This is a genomic window from Mesorhizobium sp. WSM4840 (assembly GCF_055811755.1).
The window spans coordinates 15924-42326 of sequence record NZ_JBVVQD010000017.1 but is presented as its reverse complement, the minus strand read 5'-3'; the positions used below and the strand labels follow the sequence as shown (position 1 = coordinate 42326).

Below are 26403 nucleotides of genomic sequence, written 5' to 3'. Positions count from 1 at the left end.
CTTTTGTCGCCTGCGCCATCGCCGCCGCACAGACGCTGGAGGCGCCAGTGGAACCGGGGGCACCGATGGGGCTGGAGCCGCCAATGGAACCGGGGGCGCCGATGGAATTGGAGCCGCCAGTGGAACCGGGGGCGCCGATGGAGATGGAGCCGCCAGTGGATCCGGGGGCGCAAGCGGCACCGGAGGCGCCAGTGGAGCCGGATGCGACAGTGGAACCGGATTCGACAGGGGAACCGGATGCGACAGTGGCTCCGGCGGCACCGGCGGCACCGGAACGCATCACCAATCCCGTCGCCGAATTCGCCGGCATCGACAAGATCACCGGCCGCATCATCACCTTCGATGTCTATATCGACGAGACGGTGCAGTTCGGTGCTTTGCAGGTGACGCCGCGCATCTGCTATTCGCAGCCGCAAACCGAAGAGCCGAAGACCGATTCCTTCGTCGAGGTCGACGAGATCACGCTGGATCGCAAGATCCGCCGTATCTTCACCGGCTGGATGTTTGCCGAAAGCCCCGGCCTCAACGCCGTCGAGCACGCGGTCTACGACGTCTGGCTGAAGGGCTGCAAACAGAAGTCGGAGGTGCCGGCACCCGACGCTGCTAAATCCAATTAGGGCGCCAGATGCGGAATCACCTGTTCGGGATCACATGCTGAGCCTTCCGGAACCGCCTTATTCTCCGTGCGTTGGTCATGGCTGGCATTACGGAGATGTCCCCATGATGGCCAACAAGAACGAACTCCTCGATCTCGAAAGAGGGTTCTGGACCGGCGACGCTGCCTATTTCAAAGCCAATGCCGACACCGAATGCCTGGTGGCCTTCCCACAGATGGCGCAAACGATGAGCAACGCCGACCTGGCCGGAACCGCGACGGACCCGAACCGCTGGCGCGATCTCGACATCGACCTCAAGGGCATCATCGAGCCGGGCAACGACATTGTCATGCTGACCTATGAGGCCCATGCCACGCGCGAGAATGGCGAGCCATATGCGGCGCTGGTCAGCACCGGCTATGTCCATCGCGTCAATGGCTGGAAGATGATGTTCCACGCGCAGACGCCTCTTGAGCCTGCCGCAAAACACTGACCCTGGCGCAGATCACGGGAAAAAGACCGCTTCGCCCTTCAGCGCGTCAGCCAGCATCTTTTCATACTTGCCCCTTGGCACGTCGACCGCGCCGAAGCGTTTGAGGTGCTCGGTGGTGAACTGGGTGTCGAGCAGCGCAAAGCGCCGTTCCTTCAGGCGTTCGACCAGATGCACCAGGCAGACCTTCGACGCGTCCGTTTCCCTGGCGAACATGCTTTCGCCGAAGAACACCCGGCCGAGCGACACGCCGTAGAGGCCGCCAACCAGCCGACCCTCACGCCAGGCTTCGACCGAATGGCAATGGCTCATCCTATGGAGTTCGACATAGGCCTCGCGGATCGGCGCATTGATCCAGGTCGACCGGCGTTCCTCGCGCCTCTCTGCGCAGCCATCGATCGTCGCCTCGAAGTCGAAATCGAAACGGATGTCGAACAGGTTTTTCCGGATCGCCTTCCTCAGGCTTTTGGGCGTGTGAAAACCATCGAGCGGGATGATGCCGCGCGTCTCCGGCCGTACCCAGAACACTTCGGGATCGGTGGCGCTTTCGGCCATCGGGAAGACACCCGAGGCGTAGGCCTTGAGCAACAGGTCGGTCGGGATGCGATAGCCTGGCGCGTAGGGACGGGTCATCGCATCATTATATTCTATAAGTTCACGACCTAATCCTCTTTGGCCAGATATTTTTCCAGCCAGTGGATGTCATACTCGCCATTGGCGATATCGGCATTGCCGACGAGATCGCGAAACAGCGGCAGCGTCGTATTGATGCCGTCGACGACGAATTCGTCGAGTGCCCGCCGCAGCCGCATCATGCATTCGACACGGTTGCGGCCGTGCACGATCAGCTTGCCGATCAGGCTGTCGTAGTAGGGCGGGATCTTGTAGCCGGAATAGACGCCGGAATCGACACGGATGCCGAGGCCGCCCGGCGTGTGGAAGTGGGTGATCGTGCCGGGCGAGGGGGTGAAGGTGCGCGCATCCTCGGCATTGATGCGGCATTCGATGGCGTGGCCCTGGAAGCGGATGTCTTCCTGGCGCACCGAAAGCCCAGCGCCCGAGGCGACGCGGATCTGCTCGTGCACGAGGTCGATACCGGTGATCGCCTCCGTCACCGGATGCTCGACCTGCAGGCGCGTGTTCATCTCGATGAAGTAGAATTCGCCGTTCTCGTAGAGGAATTCGATAGTGCCGGCGCCGGAATAGCCAAGATCGGCGATCGCCCTGGCGCAGACGCCGCCGATATGCGCGCGCTCCTCGGCATTGAGGGCCGGCGAGGGCGCTTCTTCCCAGACTTTCTGGTGACGGCGCTGCAGCGAGCAGTCGCGCTCGCCGAAATGCACGCCGTGGCCGGCACCGTCACCGAATACCTGCACCTCGATGTGGCGTGGCTTTTGAAGGTATTTCTCGATGTATACGGCGTCGTCGCCGAAGGCAGCACCGGCTTCCGAACGCGCCGTCTGCAGTGCGACTTCAAGATCCACTTCGCTGCGCGCCACCTTCATGCCGCGTCCGCCGCCACCGGCCGACGCCTTGATGATCACGGGGTAGCCGATCTCGGCGGCGATGCGTTTGGCTTCCTTTTCCTCGGTGACCGCGCCGTCGGAGCCGGGCACCACCGGAATGCCAAGACGCTTTGCGGTGCGCTTGGCCTCGATCTTGTCGCCCATGATGCGGATGTGATCGCCGGTCGGGCCGATGAAGGTGATGTTGTGCGCGGCGAGGATATCGGCGAATTTGGCATTCTCCGACAGGAAGCCGTAGCCCGGATGCACCGCGTCGGCGCCGGTGATCTCGCAGGCCGCGACGATCTGGTGGATGTTGAGATAGCTGTCGCGCGACGGCGGCGGCCCGATGCAGACGCTCTCGTCGGCGAGCCGCACATGCATGGCGTCGGCGTCGGCTGTCGAATGCACCACTACCGTCTGGATGCCGAGCTCCTTGCAGGCGCGCAGCACTCTCAAAGCGATTTCGCCGCGATTGGCGATGAGGATTTTCTGGAACATTTTTCGGCTGTTCCCGGCTCTACTCGATCACGACGAGCGGCATGCCGTATTCGACCGGCTGCGCATCCTCGAACAGGATCGCCGTCACCGTGCCGGCACGGGGCGAGGGGATCTGGTTCATCGTCTTCATCGCCTCGATGATCAGCAGCGTCTGGCCTTCCTTGACTTGCTGGCCGACCTCGATGAACGCCTTGGCGTCGGGCGACGGCGCCAGGTAGGCGGTGCCGACCATGGGCGAGGCGACTGCATTCTTGGACACGTCGGCCGCTGCCGGGGCGGCTGCGGCCGCCGGCTGCGCTGCCGGCGGCGCGTAGGCGGGCTGCGGTGCGGCGACCGCATGGACGGCCGGCGCCTGTCGCGACACGCGCACCTTCAAGTCACCCAGCTCGACCTCGATCTCGGTGAGGTTGGTGTCGTTCAGTATGCCCGCCAGATCGCGGATAAGCTGCTGGTCAACACCATTCTTCTTAATCGACATTTTCGAGCCTTCTGTTTGTTGGCCGGTCATAGGCGTGCGGCCAGCGCCTGCAGCGCCAGTGTGTAGCCGAGCGGCCCGAACCCGCAGATCACGCCGACGGCGACCGGCGAGACCATGGAGACGTGGCGGAATGATTCCCGCGCATGGATGTTGGAAAGATGAACTTCGGCGACGGGCAATGGCGCGACTGAGCGGATGGCGTCGTGAATGGCGATCGAGGTGTGGCTGTAGGCGCCCGGATTGATGACGATGCCGACAGCCTTGTCGGCGGCTTCCTGTATCCAGTCGACGAGGTCGCCCTCATGGTTCGACTGACGGAAATCGATCTCGAGCCCAAGCGCCGCACCTGCCTGCTTGCAATCGTCGGCGATCGCGGCAAGCGTCTTGCCGCCATAGATGCCCGGCTCGCGCTTGCCGAGCGCGTTGAGGTTGGGACCGTTCAGGACGAAAACCGTTTTCAAAATGCCGACCTTTTTCCAGTGTGGTTTTGAATCCGAAATTCGCAATATCTTGAAGCAGCGATTTGAACGAATTTCGGATTCAAATCCACCACATCAGCGCCGGCATCAGTCGGCGCGCCGGACCTCTATAATGGGCTTAGACGCCTGCGAAAAGAGCGCAAGTGGGTTCTTTCGCTGTCCACAACAGGCGGAAAATGGGTTGCGCCGAAACCGATCAGAGTGCGGCCTTGGCCGCCTCGATCTTCTCCGCCAGCACTTGCTGGCCGAGCGCCCCGAACACCACCTCGTTGCCGACCACATAGGAGGGCGTTCCGGTTATGGCCAGCTTGTTGGCAATGTCATAGGTCTTGGAGAGGGCCTCGGCGATCGACGGGTCCTTCATCTTCTCGCGCAGCGTCGCTTCGTCGGCGCCGAGCGAAAGCGCTACCTTGATGGCCGCTGCTTCGGTGGCGCGTCCCTGGGCGCCGAGCAGCGCGTTGTGGAACTCGCCGTATTTCTCCGGCATCATCAGGTGGAAGGCCATCGAGACGACGCTCGCCTTCTGCGAATCCGGGCCGAGGATCGGGAACTCCTTGAGCACGAAGCGCAGGTCCGGATCGGCTGTCGTCAGCGTCTTCATGTCCTCCATGGCGCGTTTGCAGTAGCCGCAATTGTAATCGTAGAACTCGACGATGGTGACCTTGCCGTTCGGATTGCCGACGACGCCGTCGAAGGCCGAGTTGAAGATCTGGTCCTTGGCATCTTTGATGATGGCGAGACTGGCGATGCGCTGCGCCTCCTTCTGCTTGGCCTCGAGCGCTTCCTGAGCCTCCAGCAGCACTTCGGGGTTCTTCAGGAGATAGTCGCGGATGATGCCTTCGACTTCGGCCCGGTCTATCTTGGTGTCGGCGGGCGCCGCCTGGGCGATCTGCACGGCATCGGCCTTTGCCGTCTGCGGACTTCCGGTCACGAACCCGAAACCCAGCATGGCGAGAGCGACCGCCACTCCCGTGGTGCCCAGCAGAATTGCCTTGTTCATCGTCCCTAATCCTCTTGCCTGGTTTCCGGCCCGATTGGTCTGACCTCGATTGGTCCGACTACATGTCGCCGCGCACGGCCGGAAGGTTCACTTTTTCTTGCCTGATGGTGCGTAGTTTATGATGTCCTGCGCGCGGATCCAGCCCGGCTCGCCGCGCTTCATTTTCATCTGCGCGCGCATTGCGAAGATCTTGGCATCCTTGTAGGCGCCGGAATAGAAATGGCCTTCGGCGGTTGCAAGATCGGCGGCCGGAATGTTGCCGAGCTCGCCATAGGCCTGCGCCAGATGGCGGTAACCGACGGCGTTTTCCCGGTCGCGCCCGAGGCCCTTGTTGATCTGCACCACCGCTTTCTCCAGGGATTCGGGCGTGCCGATGGCCATCAGCGCCTGGCCGTAGGAGACCGACAGCAACCCGGATCGCGCCGGATCGAGGCTGACCGCCTTGGCATAGGCTTCGGCGGCAGCCTTCGGTCTGTTCGCCTTCATCAGGATGTCGCCACGCAATTCCTGGAAATAGGGGTTTTTCGGCTGTGCCTTGATCAGCGCGTTGGTCTTGGCGAGCGCCCCCGCCAGATCGCCGAAAAGGTAGCTCGTCTGCGCGTCGCCATATTGCGAGGCGAGGCTGGCCGGGTTCTTGCGCATCAGCCGCGATGCGGCGGCCTTGCCTCCCATATAGGCGGCGATCTTGATGCGCATCACGTCGTGCCGCTGCTGCAGTGCCGGCGTATCGACCTTGTCGACATAGGGGCTCTGCTTGACCAGGACTTCGAGATTGGCGATGCGTTCCCGCGGCAGCGGATGGCTGATCCGGTAGGGATCGACCTGCGCCCCTGACAGCGAGAGCGCGCTCTGAAAGCGGCCGAAGGTCTTCAGCATGCCCAGGCCGGACTGACCGGTGGCATTGAGATAGGTTATCGCCGAGCGGTCGGCGGTCATCTCTTCGGTGCGCTGATAGGCGAGGATACTGCGCTGCGCCATCTCGCCGCCGCCAGCCGCGACCCCCATGCCGGCGCCGGCGAGGCCCCGGCTTTTGGTGGTGGCGCCGGCGACGATGGCGCCGGCGCCAAGCAGCGTCGCGATGATGGCCATCGTCTTGGCGCGTTCGAGCTGGTTGCGCAATTTTTGCTGGTGCCCACCGGCAATGTGGCCGGCTTCGTGTGCGATGACGCCGATGATCTCGTTGGGCGTCTCCGCCGACATCAGGGCGCCGGTGTTGATGAACAGACGGGACCCGGCAACGAAGGCGTTGAAACTCTGGTCGTTGACCAGCACGATGTCGACGCCGTCTTCCGGCAGGCCCGCGGCCCGGAAGATCGGCCGCGCATAATCGCGTACCAGCGCCTCGATCTCGGCATCGCGCACCACCGGCACGTTTTGCGCTAAGGCGCTGATGGTGCCGGTCACAGCGACCGTCGCGGCAAGCGAAAGCGTCGCGAAGGCGCGCGCTGCCCTGGCTATCGTCGATTTGGGTCGGCTAAACATGGCAGGTCCACTGGTAGACGAGCGGGCGAAGGATGAAAAGTCGGCACTGAAACTTTACCGAACTTGTGATCCTCACATCAATCGGGCATTTGTGCGGCGCGGGACGCCAAAGCTCGGCGCCGGCAGCCGACAAGTGCCGACCAAAGGGCCGACCCAAGGGCCGCCCAGGAATGAGGTCAAATGGTTGTATCGCTTTCGCGTCGCGGCGAAGTCGAGCCGTTCCACGCCATGGATATTCTGGCGGAAGCGAATCGGCTGAAGGCAAAGGGCGTGCCGGTTGTTTCCATGGCCGTTGGCCAGCCGTCCGACCCGGCGCCGGCCGGGGTCAGGCAAGCGGCGACGAACGCATTGAAGATGGGGCGCATCGGCTACACCGACGCATTGGGTCTTTCCGGCCTGCGCGAGGCGATCGCGCAGCACTATGCCGACCACTACGGGCATGCCGTTTCACCCGGCCGGATCGCCGTCACCACCGGATCGTCGGCCGCCTTCAACCTGGCCTTTCTGGCGATGTTCGATCCAGGCGATTGTGTCGCCATCGCCGCACCCGGCTATCCGGCCTATCGCAACATCATGGCAGCGCTCGGCATCGAGATCGTCGAGATCGAGCTCCACGGTGATGCCTATCTCCACGCCGAACATCTGAAGGCCGCGCATCGCGAAAAGAAGCTGAAGGGTGTGTTGTTTGCCAGCCCGGCCAATCCGACCGGGGCAATTATCCCCGCCGACGAGCTGTCGGCGCTGGTGACGACGGCGCAAGAGCTCGGCATCGCCGTGATCTCCGACGAGATCTATCACCGGCTGGCTTACGCTGCGCCGGACACGACGGCGCTTGCCTACGGCCAGGACGTGACGGTGATCAATTCCTTCTCGAAATATTACTGCATGACCGGTTGGCGTATCGGCTGGATGGTGCTGCCGGAAGCATTGGTGCGGCCGGTCGAGCGCATCGCCCAGAGTCTCTACATCTCACCGCCGGAACTGTCCCAGATCGCCGCGATCGAGGCATTCAAGGCGACCGGGGAATTGGAGGCGGTGAAGGCGCGCTACGCCTGGAATCGCGAACTTTTGATGACACGCCTGCCCGAACTCGGCTTTGCGCTGGCGGCACCGATGGACGGGGCGTTCTACGCCTTCTGCGATGTCACCAGGCACACCAACGACAGTATGGCCTTCGCGCGCAAGATGCTGGCCGAGGCGCATGTGGCGGCGACGCCCGGCCGCGATTTCGATCCGCTTCAAGGCCATCGAACCATGCGCTTTTCCTACGCCGGCAGCCACGATGAGATGGTCGAGGCGATGATGCGCCTCGAACGCTGGCTGAAGTAGCGCGAATGCCGGAACTCGAACAGGCTTTGACCGAAATTGCCGCCGAAATGGCGGAGCGCACGGATCGCGGTGAAGTCGCGACCTACATTCCGCAGCTCGGCAAGGTCGATCCGAAAAAGTTCGGTATCGCCGCCGTGACCAATGACGGTCGCGTGCTGATGGCGGGCGACGCCGATGAGCCGTTTTCGATCCAGAGCATTTCGAAGGTGTTTACGCTGACATTGGCGCTCGGCAATGTCGGCGACGCGTTGTGGCAGCGTGTCGGGCGCGAGCCTTCGGGCAACCCGTTCAACTCGATCGTCCAGCTCGAGCATGAGAACGGCATTCCGCGCAATCCGTTCATCAATGCCGGCGCCATCGTCATTTCCGACATTCTGCTCGCCGGCCACCAGCCGCGCGAGGCGATCGGCGAGATCCTGCGCTTCATCCAGTTCCTGGCCGACGACGAGACCATCATCATCGACCGCGAGGTCGCGGCTTCGGAACGGGCCACCGGTTTTCGCAACTTGGCGCTTGCCAACTACATGAAATCCTTCGGCAATCTCAACCACGCACCGGACCTGGCGCTGGGCGTCTATTTCCATCATTGCGCCATCGCCATGAGCTGCCGGCAACTGGCTTTGGCCGGCCGCTTCCTTGCCAATGGCGGCAAGAACCCGGCGACCGGCCATTCCGTTGTTTCGGCCGAGCGCGCCCGCCGCATTGGCGCGATGATGCTGACCTGCGGTCATTATGACGGCTCCGGCGATTTCGCCTTTCGCGTCGGCATCCCCGGCAAGAGCGGCGTTGGCGGCGGCATTTTGGCGATCGTGCCGGGCGTGGCTTCGCTCGCCGTCTGGTCGCCCGGCCTCAACGCCAACGGCAATTCTAGGCTTGGGTCGATTGCGCTGGAAAGGCTGGCGAAGATGATGAACTGGTCGGTCTTCGCGCCATAAAGATTCCCGCGCTGTCGACAGGACAGCGCGGGATTCTTTTGGTCAAAAGATCAGGCTAAACTACCGAAAAGCTTAGAAAAAGCCTTTCCGCTGCCACCAGCCGGCACGCTTCGGCTTTTCCTCGGTCTTTTCCTCTTCGGCAACAGTCGAAGACACGATCGGCTCAACCGGAGCATCTACCGGTACAGGCTTGCGTCGCGATGGGCGGACCTTCGGTTTTTCGTCGACGGTGGTCATGACTGTTTCCTCCGGAACAGGTGCGGGAGCCTCGGCAGAGGTTTCCGGCTCGGCTGCCGGCGTCTCGGCGACGACGTCCGCCGCAGCCTTCTTCGGCTTGGCGGCGCGGCGCGGCTTCTTCGGCTTTTCGGCGCTCGGCATGTCGTCATTGGCCGGAGCAAGGTCCACAGGCTCTTCGACCGGCGTTGCTGCTACCGGCTCGCTGGAGACGGCTACGCCCTCCAAGACTTCGGCTTCGGGCCTGTCAGCCGACTCGGCAGTGCCTGCATCGACCTCGCCTTCGCCGTCTTCACGGCGATTGCGCTTGCCGCCACGCTTGCCGCGCCGGCGCTTCTTGCCCTGACCTTCATCCACTACTTGACCTTCATCCGACGCTTCCACCGCCTCAGTGACGCCGACCTGGTCTTCGTGGTCTGCTTCGACGCCTTCATCGCCTAAGGCCCCGGATACGCCTTCGGCAGTGGCCGGGAGGGACGCGCCTTCCATTGGGGCGCCATGCTCGCGGTCGCGATCCTTGCCGCCGCGCCGTCTGCGGCGCTTGCGGCGCTTGCGGTCGCGGCCTTCGCCATCCTCGCTTGGCCTTGGCTGTTGCGGCTGCTGGGCTTGGCGCGGTTGCTCCGTCGGTGCAACGGCCTCGTCTTCCTCCTCCTCGATGACGATTTCGTCGGCGGCCTCTTCCGGCTCGACATAGGCGGGCAAGGTGCGCACCTCGACGAAGCCTTCAGGCTTTTCAGCCAGCGCGCCGCGGAAGATCGCATAATGCTGGGCGCCGACCGTGTCGTCGGCTTCGACGGTGATGGTCAGGCCGAAGCGGCTTTCGAGCTCCACCAGCGTGCCGCGCTTGTGGTTGAGCACATAGAGCGCGGTCGCCGCCGGCGTCCGTACCGTGATGTGGCTGCGCGAATCCTTGAGCAGAAATTCCTCGATCGCCCGCACCACCATCAGCGCGACAGACGAATCGGACCGCACATGGCCGGTGCCGCCGCAATGCGGGCAAGGCTTCATCGTCGATTCCAGCACGCTGGCTCGGATGCGCTGGCGCGACATCTCCATCAGGCCGAAATGCGAGATGCGGCCGACCTGGATGCGGGCGCGATCGTTCTTGAGGTGATCCTTCAGCCGCTTTTCGACGGAGCGGTTGTTGCGGTTCTCCTCCATGTCGATGAAGTCGATGACGATCAGGCCGGCAAGATCGCGCAGCCTCAGCTGCCGTGCGACTTCCTCGGCCGCTTCCAGATTGGTGTGAAGCGCCGTGTCCTCGATCGAGTGCTCCTTGGTGGAGCGGCCCGAATTGACGTCGATGGCGACCAGCGCTTCGGTCTGGTTGATGATGATGTAGCCGCCGCTCTTTAGGGTCACCTGCGGCTGCAGCATGCGGTCGAGCTGCGCCTCGATGCCATTACGCACGAAGATCGGCGTCGTGTCGCGGAACGGCTGCACGACCTTGGCGTGGCTCGGCATCAGCATGCGCATGAAGTCCTTGGCCTCGCGATAGCCCTCTTCGCCGGAAACCAGGATCTCGTCGATGTCCTTGTTGTAGAGATCGCGCACCGAGCGCTTGATCAGGCTGCCTTCCTCGTAGACCAGGGCAGGGGCCGTGGACTGCAGCGTCAGATTGCGGACGTTTTCCCAAAGCCGCATCAGATATTCGTAGTCGCGCTTGATCTCGGCCTTGGTGCGGCTTTCGCCGGCTGTGCGCAGGATGACGCCCATGCCCTGCGGCACTTCGAGATCGGCGACGACCTCCTTCAGCCGCTTGCGGTCCTGCGCGTTGGTGATCTTGCGCGAGATGCCGCCGCCACGCGCCGTGTTCGGCATCAGCACCGAATAGCGGCCGGCAAGCGACAGGTAGGTGGTGAGCGCCGCGCCCTTGTTGCCGCGCTCTTCCTTCACGACCTGCACCAGGAGGATCTGCCGGCGCTTGATCACTTCCTGGATCTTGTACTGGCGGCGCACCGGCTTGCGGCGGTTGCGCGCTTCTTCCAGCGCATCCTCGGCGCCGACCGATTCGACCTCATGGTCGTCCAGATGCGAGGACTGCACCTCTTCCAGCATGCCGCGATCATTGTCGGTGGACGTGGCTTCGCCGGCCGAGTCCGGCTGCGCCACGGCTTCGGAAATCACATCCGCTTCAATGCCGGCGGCGATGGAATTGGGTCCGCCTTCGGAAGGCCCAGTCTCATCATGGCTCGTCTCATCATGGCTCGTCTCATCATGACTCGCGTCAACATGACCGGCGACATCCTCGCCATGTTCCGAAGTATCGGACGGCGTGTCGATATTTTCGGAAACGGCAGCGACGTGCTCCGCGACCGCATCCTTGCCGTGTTCGCCGCGCTCATTGGAACCGCTGTCATTGGAATCGACAGAATCGTCCGAATCGGCCGCACCTGCATCACGCTTGTGCTCGCCTCGGTCGCGGCTCTTGCCGCCGCGCCGGCGTCCGCGCCGCCCGCGATCGCGGCTCTGGCGGTCGTCGCCTTCGCCGTCCTCATCGTCCTCGTCTTCAGCCTCCTGCGCTTCCGCGCGCAGCAGCGCCTGACGGTCGGCGACCGGAATCTGGTAGTAGTCGGGATGAATTTCACTGAAGGCGAGGAAACCGTGACGGTTGCCGCCATATTCGACAAAGGCTGCCTGAAGCGAGGGTTCGACGCGCGTTACGCGGGCGAGGTAGATATTTCCTTTGAGCTGCTTTTTGTCCTGGGATTCAAAGTCGAATTCTTCAATACGGTTACCGCGAACGACGACAACACGTGTTTCCTCCGGGTGGGAGGCGTCTATCAGCATCTTGTTGGGCATTATTTCGTTTCCCCCCGGCAGCCGTCAGCCGCAGCTTGCGGGGCAAAGCCCGCCGCTGTGAGTGTGGATGAACATGGGTGCCGGGCAATTGAATGTCCGCCGGCCGCTGCCTGAGCGCCATAGCGGTGCCGCCCGCAGCCATAATGGCGCGGTTTGCTGCGGACCTTTCCATGATTGCGCTTGAAGCCATCGTAACCAGCAGAACCTTTTTGAACCAAAGCCCGGGAAAACCGGACCAGCTTGTTTGCTCATACAGAGCCGGCGCGGGACAATCCCGGCCGTTTCCTCACGCAGGCGCTTCCCCCGCCACGGGCTCGCACCTGCGAAATTCGTCGCGATCACTTGATACCTTCTTCGCCTGAAGCGAAAGGAGCCGTCGTTCATCTGACCTGTAGCAGGAAGCTGCGGAGAAGGACGGTTCCAGGATTGCAGTGATCCACCATCGCTTTTATGATTTGGCGGGTTGGAAGGCAACCCCGATTTCCGATGCCGGCAAAAAGCAGTTCCGCAACGGAAGCACGGCTTTGAGCGTTGCATGAAAAGGCTTGGTTAACCTTCTCTGGATACCAATCGTTAATCGAGTTCGCGGCCTAACCGGCACCTCTACAAAACGACGACACTCCGACAAACAAGATTAGGCGCCTTGGCGCCAAACCGGAGCGACTGGAAAGAGATGGGACTGGCAGTCTTCACGCACAAGAGTGGTCGCGCCGGAGGCATTTTTTTCTACGCCGCCTACTTCCGCGCTGCCCAATTCCGCGATGCTTGTCTGGTGTTGCTGGTTGTCGCTTGCCTGGCCTTTTCGCCGGTTTCCTTTGCCGCCGACGCGCCGCTCGCCGTGACGAGCTACAAAATGGCGGGTGACGCCACCAAGATGCGCATCGTCATGAATTTCGACCGCGAGCCCGACGTCAAATGGTTCCTGCTGCGCGGCCCCCACCGTCTGGTCGTCGACCTGCCAAGCACGAAATTCGCCATCAATGCCAAGGATGTGAAGGCGCGCGGCCTGGTCAGGAGCGTGCGCTACGGCGATCTCGGCGAGGGGGTGTCACGGCTGATTCTCACCGGCAAGGGCCCGTTCGCCGTCGACAGGCTCGACGTGCTCAAGAATGATGACGGCAGCGGCTACCGCATCGCAATCGACATGTCTGCGGCGTCCGTGCGGGAGTTCGACGCCGCTCTTGCCAATCAGGCGCTGACCACCGGCTCGACGGTCTCTTCCGACAAGGGCGGCAGGGTCGGCACCGGCCCGGTCTCCAATCCAGGCCATCGCTTCACCGTCGTCATCGATCCAGGCCATGGCGGCATCGACGGCGGCGCCGAGGGCCTGAACGGCACTGTCGAAAAGAACGTCACGCTCGCTTTCGCCACCGAATTGCGGGAAAGACTGGCCGCAGTCGGCAAATACGACGTGTTCATGACGCGCGAGACGGACCAATTCCTGCGGCTGGACGACCGCGTGCGAATTGCCCGCCAGCACGAGGCCGATCTGCTCATTTCGATCCACGCCGACACGATCAGGGTCAAGGGCCTTCGCGGCGCAACCGTCTACACCGTCTCCGACAAGGCTTCCGATCCCGAAGCGCAGGCGCTCGCCGACCGTGAAAACCTTTCCGATCAATTCGCCGGCATGGAAATCAAGGACGACGGCAAGGAAGTGACCGACATCCTGATCGACCTGATCCGCCGCGAGACGCACGGTTTCTCGATGCGTTTTGCCCAAACTTTGGTCGGCCAGCTTTCCACCAGCGTCGGCCTCATCAACAATCCGCAGCGTTCGGCCAGCTTCAAGGTGTTAAAGGCACCGGATGTCCCCTCCGTGCTGGTCGAACTCGGCTATCTGTCGAACGCGAAGGACGAGGCGCAACTGCTCAGCGCCGATTGGCGCGGCAAGGCTGCCCAGAGCATAACCAATGCCATCGCCCTGTTCGCCTCAGCCCGGGCCGGAGCCGGAACCGGAGGCTGAGATGCCCGCCGCGCTACAACCAGAGGCAGCGTTGCACGACGACAACACCCTGCACTTATTTCCGCCATTCGAAGGCGAAATTCCAAGCTGCCGCATTTTGCCCACATGGTGGCGACATGGATTTTCGATTACCGGTCGGGATCGTCTCGAAAGCTTGCGCGAAAGGCGGCTTCGTTTAGGGGATTCCCGAACCAAGGACTGGAGCGGGCATGATTCGTCTCATTGGTTATTTCTTCGGCATCGGCACGGCGCTGGCCCTTTTGGTCGCGGCGGGCGTGGCGATCTATATCAGCCATTTGTCGAAGGATCTGCCCGACTACGAGGTCCTGGCCAAGTATGAACCGCCGGTGACGACCCGCATCCATGCGTCTGACGGTGCGCTGATGGCCGAATATGCGCGCGAGCGGCGCCTGTATTTGCCGATCCAGGCGGTGCCGGATCGTGTCAAGGCGGCCTTCCTGTCTGCCGAGGACAAGAATTTCTATAATCATCCCGGCATCGATATGACCGGCCTTGGCCGCGCTGTCATGGTCAATCTGCAGAATTTCGGCTCTGGCAAGCGCCAGGTCGGCGCCTCGACGATCACCCAGCAGGTGGCGAAAAACTTCCTGTTGTCCTCGGACCAGACCTACGAGCGCAAGATCAAGGAGATGATCCTCGCCTTCCGCATCGAGCAGGCCTATTCGAAGGACCGCATTCTCGAGCTTTACCTCAACGAAATTTTCTTCGGGCTTGGCGCCTATGGCGTCGCCGGCGCGGCACTCACCTATTTCGACAAGGCGGTGAATGAACTCACCGTGGCGGAGGCGGCCTATCTGGCGGCTTTGCCGAAGGGCCCCTCCAACTATCACCCCTTCAAATATGCCGACCGCGCCATCGAGCGCCGCAACTGGGTCATCGACCAGATGGTCGGCAACGGCTACGTCACGCAAGAGGAAGGCGCGAAGGCCAAGGCCGAGGCGCTCGGCGTCAAGCCACGCCGCTCCGGCACATATCTGTTCGCCGGCGAATACTTCACCGAGGAAGTGCGTCGCCAGATCAGCGCGCGCTACGGCGAGAATGCGCTCTACGAGGGCGGCCTGTCCGTCCGTACGACGCTCGATCCCAAGATGCAGCTGATCGCCCGCAAAGCCATGCAGAACGGCCTGATGAAGTTCGATACGCTGCGCGGCTATCGCGGGCCGGTGAAGACCATCAGCGTATCCGGCGACTGGGGCGCGCCTTTGAGCGAAGTCAAGGGACTGGACGACGTGCCCGAATGGTCGCTCGCCGTCGTGCTCGACAGCTCGGAGAGCGGCCTGTCGATCGGCCTTCGGCCGACCCGGCAGATCTCGGGCGAACTCGTCAAGGATCGCATCGAAGGCACCATCAGCCGCGAGGACATGAGCTTCGCCATGCGTCATGTGGTCGGCGGCAAGACCGTCAAGGCCAAATCGCCGGCGGACGTGCTGAAGCCGGGCGATGTCATCTTCGTGCAGAAGAAAGAGGGAACGGACGGGGCCTATATCCTGCGCCAGGCCCCCGAAGTGGAAGGTGGCATGATCGCCATGGATCCGCATACCGGCCGTGTTCTGGCCATGGTCGGCGGGTTCTCCTACTCGCAATCCGAATTCAACCGTGCCACGCAGGCCATGCGGCAGCCGGGTTCGTCGTTCAAGCCGATCGTCTATTCGGCAGCCCTCGACAATGGCTATACGCCAGCTTCGGTGATCATGGACGGCCCGATCACCATCAAGAGCGGCAACACGACCTGGACGCCGAAGAACTACGATGGAAGGACAGCTGGCCCGGCGACCTTGCGGTCCGGCATCGAGAGGTCGCGCAATCTGATGACTGTGCGCCTGGCCAACGACATGGGCATGAAGCTGGTCGCCGAATATGCCGAGCGCTTCGGCGTCTATGACCGTCTGGCGCCGTACCTGCCGATGGCGCTGGGTTCGGGCGAGACCACCGTGATGCGCATGGTGTCGGCTTATTCGATCATGGCCAACGGCGGCAAGTCGATCAAGCCGACGCTGATCGACCGCATCCAGGATCGCTACGGCAAGACGGTGTACAGGCAGGACGAACGCGGCTGCGAAAATTGCAACGCCGCCGAATGGCAGAACCAGCCTGAGCCGGAACTGGTCGACAATTCCGAGCAGGTGCTCGATCCGATGACCGCCTATCAGATCACCTCGATGATGGAGGGCGTCGTCGAGCGCGGTACCGGCGCCACCGTCGCCGAACTCGGCCGCCACATCGCCGGCAAGACCGGAACGACAAACGACGAGAAGGATACTTGGTTCATCGGCTACACGCCCAATCTCGTTGTCGGCCTTTATATGGGCTACGATCAGCCGAAAGGTCTTGGCAAGGGCGCGACCGGCGGCGGTCTCGCAGCGCCGATCTTCAAGGACTTCATGCGCGTGGCGCTGGACGGCACGCCCAATGTCGATTTCCAGGTTCCCGAAGGCATGAAGCTGATCGCCATCAATCGCAAGACCGGCATGGCTGCCAACCCAGACGACGCTGGCGCCTTTATCGAAGCCTTCAAGCCGGGCACCGGCCCCGCCGACAGCTATTGGGTGATCGGCATGGGTGCGGACGGCTCCAACGCCTCCGGCGGCGCGCTGTCGCCACAGGCCAACCAAGCCATCCAGTCCGGCGGCGGCGGGCTCTATTGACATAGGACATGGTGTTCTGGGCCGGCTTTCGAGCCGGCCCATTTCGCTTTACAGGCGGCGGTGCCGTCCCTATGTATCGCGCCAACCCAGCTCTGTTTAAGCAGCAGGGCACCATTTCAGCACAGGACAGAACGACCAGCCATGCGCGCGGAAACGCAGAACATTGTCGACGAAATCAGGCAGGCGATAACCCTGCTGAGGAGGCATCTTTGACTGGGATCAAGCCATAAAGCGGCTTGAATACCTGAATGTGCGTGCCGAGGATTCGAGTCTCTGGAACGAACCGCTGGAGGCGCAGAAGCTGATGCGTGAGCGCCAGGGCCTCGAGGAAGGCATCGCCGCGGTCAAAGGCCTCACCCAGGCGCTGGAAGACAATATCGGCCTGATCGAGCTTGGCGAGGAAGAGGGCGACGAGAGCGTCATCGCCGAGGCGGAAGCGGCGATCCGCTCGATGCGCGGCGAAGCAAAGGCCCGGCAGATCGAGACGCTGCTTTCGGGCGAGGCGGACGCCAACGACAGTTATCTCGAAGTCCATGCCGGCGCCGGCGGCACCGAAAGCCAGGACTGGGCCTCGATGCTTCTGCGCATGTACACGCGTTGGGCCGAGCGGCGGCGCTTCAAGGTCGAGGTGCTGGAAGTGCATGACGGCGAAGAGGCCGGCATCAAGTCCGCTACGCTGCTGATCAAGGGCCACAATGCCTATGGTTGGCTGAAGACGGAATCCGGCGTTCACCGTCTCGTGCGTATTTCGCCCTACGACAGCAATGCGCGCCGCCACACGTCGTTTGCCAGCGTATGGGTCTATCCCGTAATCGACGATACGATCGAGATCGATGTTTCCGAATCGGATGTCCGCATCGACACCTATCGTTCGTCCGGATCGGGCGGCCAGCACGTCAACACCACCGATTCGGCGGTCCGCATCACCCATCTCGCCACCGGCATCGCGGTCGCCTGCCAGGCCGAGCGCTCCCAGCACAAGAACAAGGCGAAGGCCTGGGAGATGCTGCGCTCGCGGCTCTACGAGGAAGAGCTGAAGAAGCGCGAGGCGGTGGCGAACGCCACCGAAGCATCGAAGAGCGATATCGGCTGGGGCCACCAGATCCGCTCCTACGTTCTGCAGCCCTATCAGCTGGTGAAGGATCTTCGCACTGGCGTCGAGAGCACAAGCCCGTCGAGCGTGCTGGACGGCGACCTCGACGATTTCATGGAGGCGTCGCTGTCGCAGCGCATCGAGGGCGGCGCCGGCGAAGTGGTGGCCGATATCGACTGAAGCTCCTATGCCCCAAGCAGCAGGAACATCACGCTAGAGTAACAGGCTCTTCACTGTAATTGAGCGGTCGCTTTATGGCTTTGTTTTTTCATCGAATTTTCCGCAACGACATCTACCTCCGGGTTAGATGTTGCAGGCCTGCCGGCATCTGGCCCGGAACCACTGCGAGCTGAATTCCGTTATCTGCGGTCCCATCTGCCGGGGTTGATGAAGTCACTGTCGTCAACCCCGGCAGGCTGGTTCCGGCTGCAGATGTCGGCGCTCGGTTTGCACAGCAATTTCTTGCGCCAACAAAGGAATCAGCCCAGCATCCGAAGGCTGGGGGAAAAAGCATTTATGGCCGGACGCGGCGTATCTGCGACCTGACGAGCCGGCCACTGGGAAGATACGTTCCAAGAACGGGCAAGCGAAACGCTTGATAACTCGGTGATAGGAATTGCGCCCATGCCTGCTCTCAAGACTCGATCGGCCTCAGCCGTCCAGACGGCGCGCCGCCTCCTGAATTCAATCATTGCGGTGGTGGCTCTGACGGCCGCCATCGTTGCATTTGCAGCGCCGGCTTTGGCGCACGACGCCACGCCGACTGCAGCGAAGCCGCAAGGCTGGAGTTACCCATTCTCCTGTTGTTCCGGCTATGATTGCCGCGCGGTCTCGCAGACGTCGATCAGCGAGCGTCCGGAGGGCTATGTCATCAAGGGGACAGGCGAGGTCGTGTCCTACAGCGATGGACGGATCAAGAATTCGCCCGATGGCGAATATCACTGGTGCTCGGTCGCCGGCGCCAATGATGGAAAGACCATCTGCCTGTTCGTGCCACCGTCGTCGTTTTAATGTATGTCGCCCAAAAGCTTGCCCCAAGGGCCTGACCCAGAGCCTGACCCGATGGTGCGCAGCGGTTTTGGGATAACGACATGCATCAAAAAGATTGAAGCGCGCCACGCGTCCGACGCAGGCACGCGAGTCTGCTGATAGACGGTTGTCAGGAGTGTCTCTTTATGTTGCCTTGCCGCGCGGGCGGCAGGCAATCGTGAGGAGGCGTTCATGACCATAAAGGCAAGCTGCCACTGCAGGGCGACGACGTTCGAAGTTTCGCAAGCGCCGCTAACCATGACGCAATGCACCTGCTCCTTCTGCTCGAAACGCGGCTCGTTGTGGGCCTATTACACCCCGTCGCAATTCAAGCTCACCAGCCCACTCAAGAATGTCTCCTTCTACCGGTGGGGGTCGAAAACGATCAAACACGGTTTCTGCGCCACCTGCGGCTGCGGCACCTTCACCGAAACGCCGGACTGGTCGACCGGCAAGCCGGATTTCGACAATCCGAAAATCAGCGTTAATTCGCGCCTGTTCGACGATTTCGACCTCGATCAGGTCGAGGTCGTCGTGATCGACGGCAAGAATCTCTGGTAGCCGATAGTCTCTGGTAGCCGATCAGAATTGCGCAATACCGCGGCCGTGCAATTGACCGGGAAAAGCCATAGCCAGCCGCTTTTCCCGTTCCATTTTTCGCCGCATTTCATGTTACAAGCATTAGAGCGACGTGCGTCCACTTGGACGCACAAAGTACGCTCCAAGACTTTGAATCTATGTATCGGCCCGAAAATCGATGATTTTCGGGCCGATACAACGGAAGGGCTGATGCGGCGCGCCACCGGTGGGACCGCGGACTGGAGAGGGACTACCCAATGAAAAAGACTGTGCTCGTCGTCGTGGCGACGGCTGTGCTCGTGAGTGCCTGCACCACAACCGATCCGTATACCGGAGAGCAGAAGGTTTCCAACACTGCGGCCGGCGCCGGCATCGGCGCGCTGGCGGGTGCGGGGCTCGGCCTGCTTGCCGGCGGCAACGATCGCCGTAATGCGCTGATCGGCGCTGGCGTCGGCGCGCTCGCCGGCGGCGCCATCGGCGCCACGATGGACCAGAACGAGGCCGAACTGCGCCGGCAGCTTCAGGGCTCCGGCGTCAGCGTCACCCGTACCGGCGACCAGATCATCCTCAACATGCCGTCCGACATCACCTTCAACGTCGACCAGGACGCGGTGAAGCCCGGCTTCTATCAAGTGCTGAATTCGGTCGCACTTGTGCTGAACAAGTTCCGGCAGACTACGGTCGACGTGTTCGGCCACACCGACTCGACCGGTGGCGACGAACACAATTTCGACCTGTCGCAGCGCCGCGCGCTGGCGGTCGCCAACTATCTGTCCGGGCAGGGCGTCGATTCCCGCCGCTTCGCAGTCACCGGCTTCGGCAAGACGCGTCCGATCGCTTCCAATGCGACGACCGGCGGGCGTGCCCAGAACCGCCGCGTCGAGATCCAGCTTTCACCGCTCACCTGAGCAAGACAGGCAAGAAGACGGCATTGCGCATGAGAACGGCCCCGCAAGGGGCCGTTCTTGTTTGCTTTTTGCTGGAGTGACGAGCGTCGGCGCCCGTTGCTTCGTTTTCATAGTGTCAGGGGCGGGCCGGCTGATCGACAATTGCCGCAACGATCCGGCGCACGATCGGGAGGACAATCAGCAGGCTCGGAAATGCAACAAGCCATGATACACCCCATGCGTATGACCAGGTCGCTACGAACCCGTTTGTCCAACCGGTGCCGATCGCCGTCGAAACCGCCGAGATAATGCAGGTCATGAGGATTGAAAGAACGAACGGCATTACCACTGCACTGTAGGAAGGCGGCAGTTTTCTCAGCTTCAACGTTTTTTGCGGTGATGCATGCATGGAAATCTCCTAGTCGGAAAATGCGTGAGCGCGATCAGGCGATCTGTGCCGATTGCAGGGCTAGCTCCCGAACAAAGCTTCGCAACGAACGCGGCTCGCGGCCCAAAGCGCAGCGCAATGTCAGGCTGTTTCCGCCGAGGCCATATTTGGCATAGTGGTCATGGACTTTAGCCAGCAGCTGCAATTGGCGGTCATCGTAGGGAAGGCGGGCATTCGCTGCCCACTCGCCAAAGGTCTGCTCGCCGGCCGAGATCGGGCGGCCAAGTTCTTCACCCATCATTGAAACGATTTCTTCCCGGCTATGCATACCAGCGCACAGCTCGAGGGTGGCATAGGACAACCGCGCTTCGGTCAATGCGATCGCTGCCACTTCGGCGACATCGCGATAATCGACGCGCGCCAGCTTTGCCGTCTTTGGGAACGGTTCCGAGAAAACGCCATCCCTAACGACGGACGGCCAGGCTGCTGCGATATTCTGCATGAAATTGGCGGGATGCAGAATGGTGTATTCCATGTTCGTCGAGTAGAGAGCATCCTCGACCGGCACCTTGCTCGCATGGTTTTTGAGCCTCGTATTGGTCGGCTGGATCACTGACGAAAAGACGAATTTTCGAACGCCTGCTCGTGCTGCAGTCTCAACCATCCCAACACCCATGGCCGCTTCATCGGGGGCAAAGGCCGGTCCGATGTGAAAGACGCCGTCGACGCCCTCGACGGCATCTTCGAGGCTCTGAGGGTCGCGCAAATTGCCGATCACGACCTCGGATGCCCCGAGCCTCCGGGCCTTTTCGGCGCTCGCGGGCTCGCGAATGAGTCCTCGAACAGTGGCATTGCGGCGGACAAGTTCAGGCACGACCAATCCGGCAAATCGGCCTGTTGCGCCCACGACCAGGACGGTTGGATTGGGTGCTCGCATGACAATTCCCTTCCACGAAGCTTGCCCGGGGGTTTCTTCCAGGGAAATAAAGGTCGCGAACAGCGTTACAATTATTTGGCTTTGCGATAGTGTCTCTCGATTTTCGACAGAAACGGAGAAGCCATGAGCCGGATAGATGATTTTGAAGCTTTCATGGCAGTCGTCGAGCATGGAAGTTTGACAGCCGCCGCACGTCGGCTGAACCGCTCACTGCAATCGATCAGCCGGTCTTTGGCGACGCTGGAGGAATCCGTCGGGGTCGAGCTTGTGCAGAGAACGACGCGCCGCTCGACACCAAGCGAGGCCGGAGCGGCGTTTTTCCACCGCATCAAACCCGCCATCGACGAAATTAACGACGCAAGACTTCAGGCCGCCAACCAACGATCGGAGCCATCAGGCATCCTGCGCGTGAGCGCGCCAGTTCTGTTCGGCCCGGATTTCGTTGTACCTGTCATAGCCGACTACATGCAGATGTATCCGCGGGTCGAGGTTGAGCTCCAGCTTTCCGATGGATTTGTTGATCTTGGTGCCGAGGGCCTCGATCTGGCAATACGGATCGGCAATTTGCCGGATTCCCGCTTGCGAGCCAGACGCTTGGGCGCGTTGCGGCGCGTCGTGTTCGGCTCGCCTTCCTACTTTGAACGCCGTGGCCGACCAACGCATCCTTTTGAACTGAGCAAGCACAGCTGCATTGTTCGAACCTCCGACCAGCGTCCAGGTGAATGGATGTTTCAGATTGAGGGGAAACCTCGGGCGGTGAAAGTGGCTGGCAGTTTTCGATCCAATTTGATGGCACCGATCTACGCAGCCGCAGCTCACGGATTGGGTTTGGGCTACTCGCCCCTCTGGCAGATAAGGCATTCGGTGGACGATGGCCGCCTAGAGGTGGTTTTAAGCGAATTCGAGCCGGTGCCGGTGCCGATGCACGCCGTGTGGCCGGAAGGCAGATCATCGTCAGCCAAAGTTCGCGCGTTTCTGGATATGTTGCCGTCCCGTCCGGAATTCAAAAACCTGTAGCCACCGGATCAGACGAGACGAAAGAGCGCGGTCGACCGCCTTGTGGTCATCGGCTTCTAACGGCAGCGGCCGACCGAAAAACGGGGCGTCAAAATCCAGCTTTCGCGCTACACCTGAGCAAAGCAAATATCGGACATGAAAACGGCCCCGCAAGGGGCCGTTTTCGTTGGCATTTGAATTTCTGCTGTGATCAGACCTTGGCGACGATGCGCATGAAGGCGGGCATGTCGTCGCCGAATCCGACGGTCGCGTCGTTGTCTTCCTGGCGATGGCGGGCAGGGCGATTGCCGTCGCGCTGCGGCCTGGTGTCGCCGCGTTCCGGCGCACGCTGTTCGTTGCGGTCGGGCGAAGCCTTACGTTCGGGCGAAGCTTGGCGCTCGCTATTTTCCGAGCGGATCGCTTCTTTGTGCGCGCGCCGCTCACCGGCATCGGCGACCGCGGCCTCGGCCACCACTGGCTGTTCCTCGCGCGCCGCATCCGGTGTTGCAGCTTCGCTTTGCCTGGCGTGGCGTTCGCGTGGCTTGCGTTCGCCCCTGTCCTTGCGATCATCGTCCCTGCGGCCGGCGCGGCGCGGGGCGCCGCGGCCACGGCGGGGAGCATCGTCCTCTCCGCCCTCGCTGGCGACGACCGTCGACAGGTCGCCATCGTGCCACTCGATCTTGTTGCCGATCAGCCGTTCGATCGCGTCGATGTATTTGGTGTCGGACTTGGTGGCGATGGTGAAGGATTTGCCCGAGCGTCCGGCGCGGCCGGTGCGGCCGATGCGGTGGACATAGTCCTCGGCATGGATCGGTACGTCGTAATTGAAGACGTGGCTGACATCGGGGATGTCTAGGCCGCGCGCCGCAACGTCCGACGCAACGAGGTAGCGCAGTTTGCCGTCACGGAAATTGGCCAGCATCTGCATGCGCGCGCGCTGGTCCATGTCGCCATGCAGCGCGCCGGCGTCGAAATCATATTTCAGCAGCGAGCGGAAAAGCTCCGAGACCTCGATCTTGCGGTTGCAGAAGATGATGGCGTTCTTCAGCTCCGCATCCTCGGCCCTAATCAGATTGCGCAGCGTCTCGCGCTTGTCCCAGGGTTTCGAGCCGGATTTCACCAGCCGCTGGACGATGTTGGTGGCGGCGGAGGCGGCCTTCGAAACCTCGACGCGCACCGGCGCGTGCAGGAATTTCTCAGTGAGTTTGGTGATCTCAGGCGGCATCGTCGCCGAGAAGAACAGCGTCTGCCTGGTGAACGGGATCATCTCGCAGATACGCTCGATGTCGGGGATGAAGCCCATGTCTAGCATGCGATCGGCCTCATCGATGACGAGGATTTCGACGCCGTTGAGCAGAAGCTTTCCGCGCTCGCGGTGGTCGAGCAGGCGGCCGGGCGTCGCGATCAGCACGTCGGCGCCGCGCTCCAGCTTCTTGTCCTGCTCGTCGAACGACACGCCGCCGATCAGCAGCGCGATGTTGAGCTTGTGGTTCTTGCCGTATCTGATGAAATTCTCTTCGACCTGCGCGGCAAGCTCGCGCGTCGGCTCGAGGATCAGCGTGCGCGGCATGCGAGCGCGGGCCCGGCCTTTTTCGAGGCGGGTCAGCATCGGCAGCACGAACGAGGCCGTCTTGCCGGTGCCGGTCTGGGCGATGCCCAAAATATCCTTGCCGAGCAAGGCGTGCGGTATGGCGCCGGCCTGGATCGGCGTCGGTTCGGTGTAACCGGCATCGGTGACTGCGGAAAGGACCTTCGGCGACAGGCCGAGGTCTGTGAAGGTCAACGCTTCTTGAGCGATCTGGGCGTCTGAGGACAAGTTTGGCTGTCTTTGGCTGGTTCGGGGGCGCAACATAAGCAGTCGCGGCAAGCGCCGCGCGCCTGCAAGATTGGTATTGCAGGTAGGCGCAAGCCCACGATTTGTCAACAGAAACGGGCGCGGATTGGCATGATTGTGAAGTCGTAACCTTAATCGCGATGCTTAATCGAACTGCCCATCGCCGTACCGGCTCAGTAACGGAACTGTTCGGCGAGAATGCGCTCGTTCCACGAATGGCTCGGATCGAACAGCAGCGTCGCCGTCACCGTTGGCGATTCTTGCACCGTAACCGAGGTTACGGCCTTCACCTCGGTGTGGTCGGCGGCGGCGTTCACCGGCCGCTTTTCCGGCTCCAGAATGTCGAAACGGACGGTCGCCTTGTCGGACAGCAGCGCTCCGCGCCAGCGGCGCGGGCGGAACGGACTGACCGGGGTCAGCGCCAGCAGCGGCGCGTCTAGCGGCAGGATCGGTCCGTGCGCGGAAAGGTTGTAGGCGGTCGAGCCGGCCGGCGTCGCGACCATCACACCGTCGCAGTTCAATTCCTCCAGCCGCACTTGCCCGTCCACGGTGATACGGATCTTGGCCGTCTGGTAGGACTGGCGCCACAGCGCAACCTCGTTGATAGCCAACGCCGAGATCGTTTCGCCCTCTGCCGTCACCGCCTGCATCTCCAGCGGACGGATCGTTTCGGCAACGGCCGCCGCGATGCGCCCGGTCAATCCGCTGGCGCGGTATTCGTTCATCAGGAAGCCGATGGTGCCACGGTTCATGCCGTAGACCTTTTTTCCCGTGCTCATCGTGTCGCGCAAGGTCTGCAACAGGAAGCCGTCGCCGCCGAGGGCGACGACGATCTCTGCATCCTCGATGGACGCCTGGCCATAGCGCGCCGACAGGCTCTCCAGCGCCGCCTTGGCGTCGGCTGTGTCGGACGAGACGAAGGCGAAACGGCTGGCGGCTTTGTTCATGGCTCCCCAATGTCGACGGTTGGTGGCGACCGGCTGGTGGCGCCCGGTTGCTTGGGCCGCGCCAGCGCCGGGTTAGCATGGGCGGGCAAATCTGCAAAGGGAGGCATGTGGCGCTGCTCGACACAGCGCCGGGAAGAGCTGCCGGTCAGGTGCTCGCGCATCATATCGGGTGACAAGCGAATGTGATGGTTAAGACGGGGATTAAACTCTCGTAAAGCCGGATCGACCATGCTAGCCGGCAGTGGATGGGCGGCGTGGGGGCCAGCCAGTCGGACCAATCTATTGCCGGTAACACGCCTGATTATCATCGTCCTGATGCTGGGAAGTTTTGCTCTTGCCTTTGCACAACTGGTGCGCCAGTCGGAAGAGACGAGTTTGAGACCCCAGCCCACGGCTTCACGCTGCGGCGACGCCGCCGGCACACCGTGCCCGCAAAGGGCGTTGTGAATTCGCCAGGCACTTCCTGCGATACGAAAGACCGGTGCTTATCGCGCCTGCAGCAGATGGCAGCCGGCCTGCCGCTTTTGTGCGAGATACTCGTCGATAAGCTGGCGATAGCGCACCTTGCCGAAGCTCGGGAAGTGGCCGCCATGCACGACCGCGACTTTGAGCTCGCGCATCCGTAACAGCGTCTCGACATAGTCGTCGACGGCGGAATGATAGACATCGTCGATCAGCGGGCCGTCATAAATGATGTCGCCGGACAGCAGGGTGCCGGTCTTCTTCTCGTAGAGCGCAATGCCGCCGGGCGAATGGCCCGGCGTGTGGATCACCTCGAAGGCGCGGTCGCCGAGATCGATCACGTCGCCTTGTTCGAGCAAGCGATCGGCCGGCGCCGGCAGGATCCCGTAGCGCGCCGTATCCCAGCCTTGCGGCATTCCGTCGAACATTGCGTCGGTGGCATAGCGGTCGGCGAGCGTCCACTCATTGCGCGGATCGGCGAGGATTTCCGCTTCGGCCGCATGCACGCAGCGGTCCGGAAATTCGTGATGGCAGCCGATATGGTCGAAATGGGTGTGGCTCGCCACGCAGGTGAGCTTTCGCTCCGTCACCAGCGGCACATGGCGCCGCAGGCTGAAATGGCCGAGGCCGGTGTCGAACAGAAGATCGTGGTCGCGACCGCTCACATGCCAGATGTTGCAGCGGAAGAACGGCTTGATCCACGGCTCGTGGATCAGCGTCACGCCATCACCCATGCGGATGGTTTCATACCAGTTCGCTGCATCAATGACCGGAAGCGCGCCCATGGC

23 protein-coding genes are annotated in these 26403 nt (G+C 62.1%); 11 read left to right on the top strand and 12 right to left on the bottom strand.

The window, feature by feature from the left end:
* Window positions 1-101 precede the first annotated feature (101 nt).
* On the top strand, window positions 102-617 hold the full coding sequence (locus AC0L3I_RS22095; protein ID WP_473488707.1) for a DUF2155 domain-containing protein: 516 nt from the start codon (window positions 102-104) through the stop codon (window positions 615-617).
* Window positions 618-720: 103 nt separating this feature from the next.
* The gene (locus tag AC0L3I_RS22090) at window positions 721-1089 is read left to right on the top strand and encodes a hypothetical protein (RefSeq protein WP_473528214.1); all 369 of its coding nucleotides are present in this window, start codon (window positions 721-723) and stop codon (window positions 1087-1089) included.
* A gap of 12 nt (window positions 1090-1101) precedes the next feature.
* Here AC0L3I_RS22090 and aat read toward each other — a convergent pair whose 3' ends face one another.
* The 6 genes from aat to AC0L3I_RS22060 form a co-directional block, all read right to left on the bottom strand.
* Complete coding sequence (gene aat, locus AC0L3I_RS22085) at window positions 1102-1719, bottom strand: leucyl/phenylalanyl-tRNA--protein transferase (RefSeq protein ID WP_095492025.1); 618 nt, start codon at window positions 1717-1719, stop codon at window positions 1102-1104.
* Window positions 1720-1748: 29 nt separating this feature from the next.
* On the bottom strand, window positions 1749-3092 hold the full coding sequence (accC, locus tag AC0L3I_RS22080; RefSeq protein ID WP_473488678.1) for an acetyl-CoA carboxylase biotin carboxylase subunit: 1344 nt from the start codon (window positions 3090-3092) through the stop codon (window positions 1749-1751).
* A 19-nt stretch (window positions 3093-3111) separates the two neighbouring features.
* Window positions 3112-3570, bottom strand: coding sequence for an acetyl-CoA carboxylase biotin carboxyl carrier protein (gene accB / locus AC0L3I_RS22075; RefSeq protein ID WP_029353815.1), 459 nt, complete (start codon window positions 3568-3570; stop codon window positions 3112-3114).
* Window positions 3571-3596: 26 nt separating this feature from the next.
* A complete protein-coding gene (gene aroQ, locus AC0L3I_RS22070; protein WP_031254564.1) occupies window positions 3597-4031 on the bottom strand; it encodes a type II 3-dehydroquinate dehydratase in 435 nt (144 codons plus the stop codon).
* A 214-nt stretch (window positions 4032-4245) separates the two neighbouring features.
* A complete protein-coding gene (locus AC0L3I_RS22065; RefSeq protein WP_473528213.1) occupies window positions 4246-5049 on the bottom strand; it encodes a DsbA family protein in 804 nt (267 codons plus the stop codon).
* Window positions 5050-5136: 87 nt separating this feature from the next.
* Window positions 5137-6531, bottom strand: a complete 1395-nt coding sequence (locus tag AC0L3I_RS22060; RefSeq protein WP_473528212.1) for a M48 family metalloprotease — start codon at window positions 6529-6531, stop codon at window positions 5137-5139.
* A gap of 180 nt (window positions 6532-6711) precedes the next feature.
* On the opposite strand from AC0L3I_RS22060, the gene AC0L3I_RS22055 reads away from it, so the two are divergent.
* Both AC0L3I_RS22055 and AC0L3I_RS22050 read left to right on the top strand, forming a co-directional pair.
* Window positions 6712-7860: a pyridoxal phosphate-dependent aminotransferase gene (locus AC0L3I_RS22055; protein WP_473528211.1), complete on the top strand. Its 1149-nt coding sequence runs from the start codon at window positions 6712-6714 to the stop codon at window positions 7858-7860.
* 5 nt (window positions 7861-7865) lie between these two features.
* On the top strand, window positions 7866-8795 hold the full coding sequence (locus AC0L3I_RS22050) for a glutaminase (protein ID WP_165848789.1): 930 nt from the start codon (window positions 7866-7868) through the stop codon (window positions 8793-8795).
* A gap of 72 nt (window positions 8796-8867) precedes the next feature.
* Here the strand turns inward: AC0L3I_RS22050 and AC0L3I_RS22045 are convergent, their stop codons facing one another.
* A complete protein-coding gene (locus AC0L3I_RS22045; RefSeq protein WP_473528210.1) occupies window positions 8868-11831 on the bottom strand; it encodes an Rne/Rng family ribonuclease in 2964 nt (987 codons plus the stop codon).
* 673 nt (window positions 11832-12504) lie between these two features.
* On the opposite strand from AC0L3I_RS22045, the gene AC0L3I_RS22040 reads away from it, so the two are divergent.
* The 6 genes from AC0L3I_RS22040 to AC0L3I_RS22015 all read left to right on the top strand — a co-directional run bounded on the left by AC0L3I_RS22040 (window position 12505) and on the right by AC0L3I_RS22015 (window position 20072).
* Window positions 12505-13797, top strand: coding sequence for an N-acetylmuramoyl-L-alanine amidase (locus AC0L3I_RS22040; protein ID WP_473528209.1), 1293 nt, complete (start codon window positions 12505-12507; stop codon window positions 13795-13797).
* A gap of 209 nt (window positions 13798-14006) precedes the next feature.
* A complete protein-coding gene (locus tag AC0L3I_RS22035; RefSeq protein WP_473528208.1) occupies window positions 14007-16463 on the top strand; it encodes a penicillin-binding protein 1A in 2457 nt (818 codons plus the stop codon).
* A gap of 141 nt (window positions 16464-16604) precedes the next feature.
* Window positions 16605-17736 (top strand): peptide chain release factor 2 gene (prfB, locus tag AC0L3I_RS22030; protein WP_123151031.1). Its coding sequence is split into 2 segments (ribosomal slippage): window positions 16605-16670 and window positions 16672-17736, totalling 1131 coding nucleotides; the frame shifts between segments, so codons are not numbered across the junction.
* Window positions 17737-18180: 444 nt separating this feature from the next.
* Window positions 18181-18567 (top strand): hypothetical protein, encoded by a 387-nt coding sequence (locus tag AC0L3I_RS22025; RefSeq protein ID WP_473528207.1) that lies wholly within the window; start codon window positions 18181-18183, stop codon window positions 18565-18567.
* Between the two features lie 210 nt (window positions 18568-18777).
* Window positions 18778-19146, top strand: coding sequence for a GFA family protein (locus AC0L3I_RS22020; RefSeq protein ID WP_473528206.1), 369 nt, complete (start codon window positions 18778-18780; stop codon window positions 19144-19146).
* A gap of 275 nt (window positions 19147-19421) precedes the next feature.
* Entirely contained in the window at window positions 19422-20072 is a 651-nt protein-coding gene (locus AC0L3I_RS22015; protein WP_473528205.1) for a YiaD family glycine zipper/OmpA-like lipoprotein, read from the top strand.
* A 115-nt stretch (window positions 20073-20187) separates the two neighbouring features.
* Here AC0L3I_RS22015 and AC0L3I_RS22010 read toward each other — a convergent pair whose 3' ends face one another.
* Both AC0L3I_RS22010 and AC0L3I_RS22005 read right to left on the bottom strand, forming a co-directional pair.
* Entirely contained in the window at window positions 20188-20460 is a 273-nt protein-coding gene (locus AC0L3I_RS22010) for a DUF2798 domain-containing protein (protein WP_123151027.1), read from the bottom strand.
* Window positions 20461-20494: 34 nt separating this feature from the next.
* Window positions 20495-21547, bottom strand: a complete 1053-nt coding sequence (locus tag AC0L3I_RS22005) for an NmrA/HSCARG family protein (protein ID WP_473528204.1) — start codon at window positions 21545-21547, stop codon at window positions 20495-20497.
* On the opposite strand from AC0L3I_RS22005, the gene AC0L3I_RS22000 reads away from it, so the two are divergent.
* Entirely contained in the window at window positions 21500-22393 is an 894-nt protein-coding gene (locus AC0L3I_RS22000; RefSeq protein ID WP_473528203.1) for a LysR family transcriptional regulator, read from the top strand. The genes AC0L3I_RS22005 and AC0L3I_RS22000 overlap by 48 nt on opposite strands.
* 190 nt (window positions 22394-22583) lie before the next feature.
* On the opposite strand, the gene AC0L3I_RS21995 is transcribed toward AC0L3I_RS22000, so the two are convergent.
* The 3 genes from AC0L3I_RS21995 to AC0L3I_RS21985 all read right to left on the bottom strand — a co-directional run bounded on the left by AC0L3I_RS21995 (window position 22584) and on the right by AC0L3I_RS21985 (window position 26400).
* Window positions 22584-24188, bottom strand: a complete 1605-nt coding sequence (locus AC0L3I_RS21995; RefSeq protein WP_473528202.1) for a DEAD/DEAH box helicase — start codon at window positions 24186-24188, stop codon at window positions 22584-22586.
* Window positions 24189-24379: 191 nt separating this feature from the next.
* Entirely contained in the window at window positions 24380-25153 is a 774-nt protein-coding gene (locus AC0L3I_RS21990; RefSeq protein WP_473488688.1) for an NAD kinase, read from the bottom strand.
* 485 nt (window positions 25154-25638) lie between these two features.
* On the bottom strand, window positions 25639-26400 hold the full coding sequence (locus tag AC0L3I_RS21985; RefSeq protein WP_473488689.1) for an MBL fold metallo-hydrolase: 762 nt from the start codon (window positions 26398-26400) through the stop codon (window positions 25639-25641).
* Between the last annotated feature and the right edge of the window lie 3 nt (window positions 26401-26403).

Excerpts from the sequence above, each read along its gene's own strand:
- AC0L3I_RS22095 (WP_473488707.1), top strand. The coding sequence starts at position 102 with ATGGAATTGGAGCCGCCAGTGGAACCGGGGGCGCCGATGGAGATGGAG.
- AC0L3I_RS22090 (WP_473528214.1), top strand. The coding sequence starts at position 721 with ATGATGGCCAACAAGAACGAACTCCTCGATCTCGAAAGAGGGTTCTGG.
- aat (WP_095492025.1), bottom strand. The coding sequence starts at position 1,719 with ATGACCCGTCCCTACGCGCCAGGCTATCGCATCCCGACCGACCTGTTG.
- accC (WP_473488678.1), bottom strand. The coding sequence starts at position 3,092 with ATGTTCCAGAAAATCCTCATCGCCAATCGCGGCGAAATCGCTTTGAGA.
- accB (WP_029353815.1), bottom strand. The coding sequence starts at position 3,570 with ATGTCGATTAAGAAGAATGGTGTTGACCAGCAGCTTATCCGCGATCTG.
- AC0L3I_RS22065 (WP_473528213.1), bottom strand. The coding sequence starts at position 5,049 with ATGAACAAGGCAATTCTGCTGGGCACCACGGGAGTGGCGGTCGCTCTC.
- AC0L3I_RS22060 (WP_473528212.1), bottom strand. The coding sequence starts at position 6,531 with ATGTTTAGCCGACCCAAATCGACGATAGCCAGGGCAGCGCGCGCCTTC.
- AC0L3I_RS22055 (WP_473528211.1), top strand. The coding sequence starts at position 6,712 with ATGGTTGTATCGCTTTCGCGTCGCGGCGAAGTCGAGCCGTTCCACGCC.
- AC0L3I_RS22050 (WP_165848789.1), top strand. The coding sequence starts at position 7,866 with ATGCCGGAACTCGAACAGGCTTTGACCGAAATTGCCGCCGAAATGGCG.
- AC0L3I_RS22045 (WP_473528210.1), bottom strand. The coding sequence starts at position 11,831 with ATGCCCAACAAGATGCTGATAGACGCCTCCCACCCGGAGGAAACACGT.
- AC0L3I_RS22040 (WP_473528209.1), top strand. The coding sequence starts at position 12,505 with ATGGGACTGGCAGTCTTCACGCACAAGAGTGGTCGCGCCGGAGGCATT.
- AC0L3I_RS22035 (WP_473528208.1), top strand. The coding sequence starts at position 14,007 with ATGATTCGTCTCATTGGTTATTTCTTCGGCATCGGCACGGCGCTGGCC.
- AC0L3I_RS22025 (WP_473528207.1), top strand. The coding sequence starts at position 18,181 with ATGCCTGCTCTCAAGACTCGATCGGCCTCAGCCGTCCAGACGGCGCGC.
- AC0L3I_RS22020 (WP_473528206.1), top strand. The coding sequence starts at position 18,778 with ATGACCATAAAGGCAAGCTGCCACTGCAGGGCGACGACGTTCGAAGTT.
- AC0L3I_RS22015 (WP_473528205.1), top strand. The coding sequence starts at position 19,422 with ATGAAAAAGACTGTGCTCGTCGTCGTGGCGACGGCTGTGCTCGTGAGT.
- AC0L3I_RS22010 (WP_123151027.1), bottom strand. The coding sequence starts at position 20,460 with ATGCATGCATCACCGCAAAAAACGTTGAAGCTGAGAAAACTGCCGCCT.
- AC0L3I_RS22000 (WP_473528203.1), top strand. The coding sequence starts at position 21,500 with ATGAGCCGGATAGATGATTTTGAAGCTTTCATGGCAGTCGTCGAGCAT.
- AC0L3I_RS22005 (WP_473528204.1), bottom strand. The coding sequence starts at position 21,547 with ATGCTCGACGACTGCCATGAAAGCTTCAAAATCATCTATCCGGCTCAT.
- AC0L3I_RS21990 (WP_473488688.1), bottom strand. The coding sequence starts at position 25,153 with ATGAACAAAGCCGCCAGCCGTTTCGCCTTCGTCTCGTCCGACACAGCC.
- AC0L3I_RS21985 (WP_473488689.1), bottom strand. The coding sequence starts at position 26,400 with ATGGGCGCGCTTCCGGTCATTGATGCAGCGAACTGGTATGAAACCATC.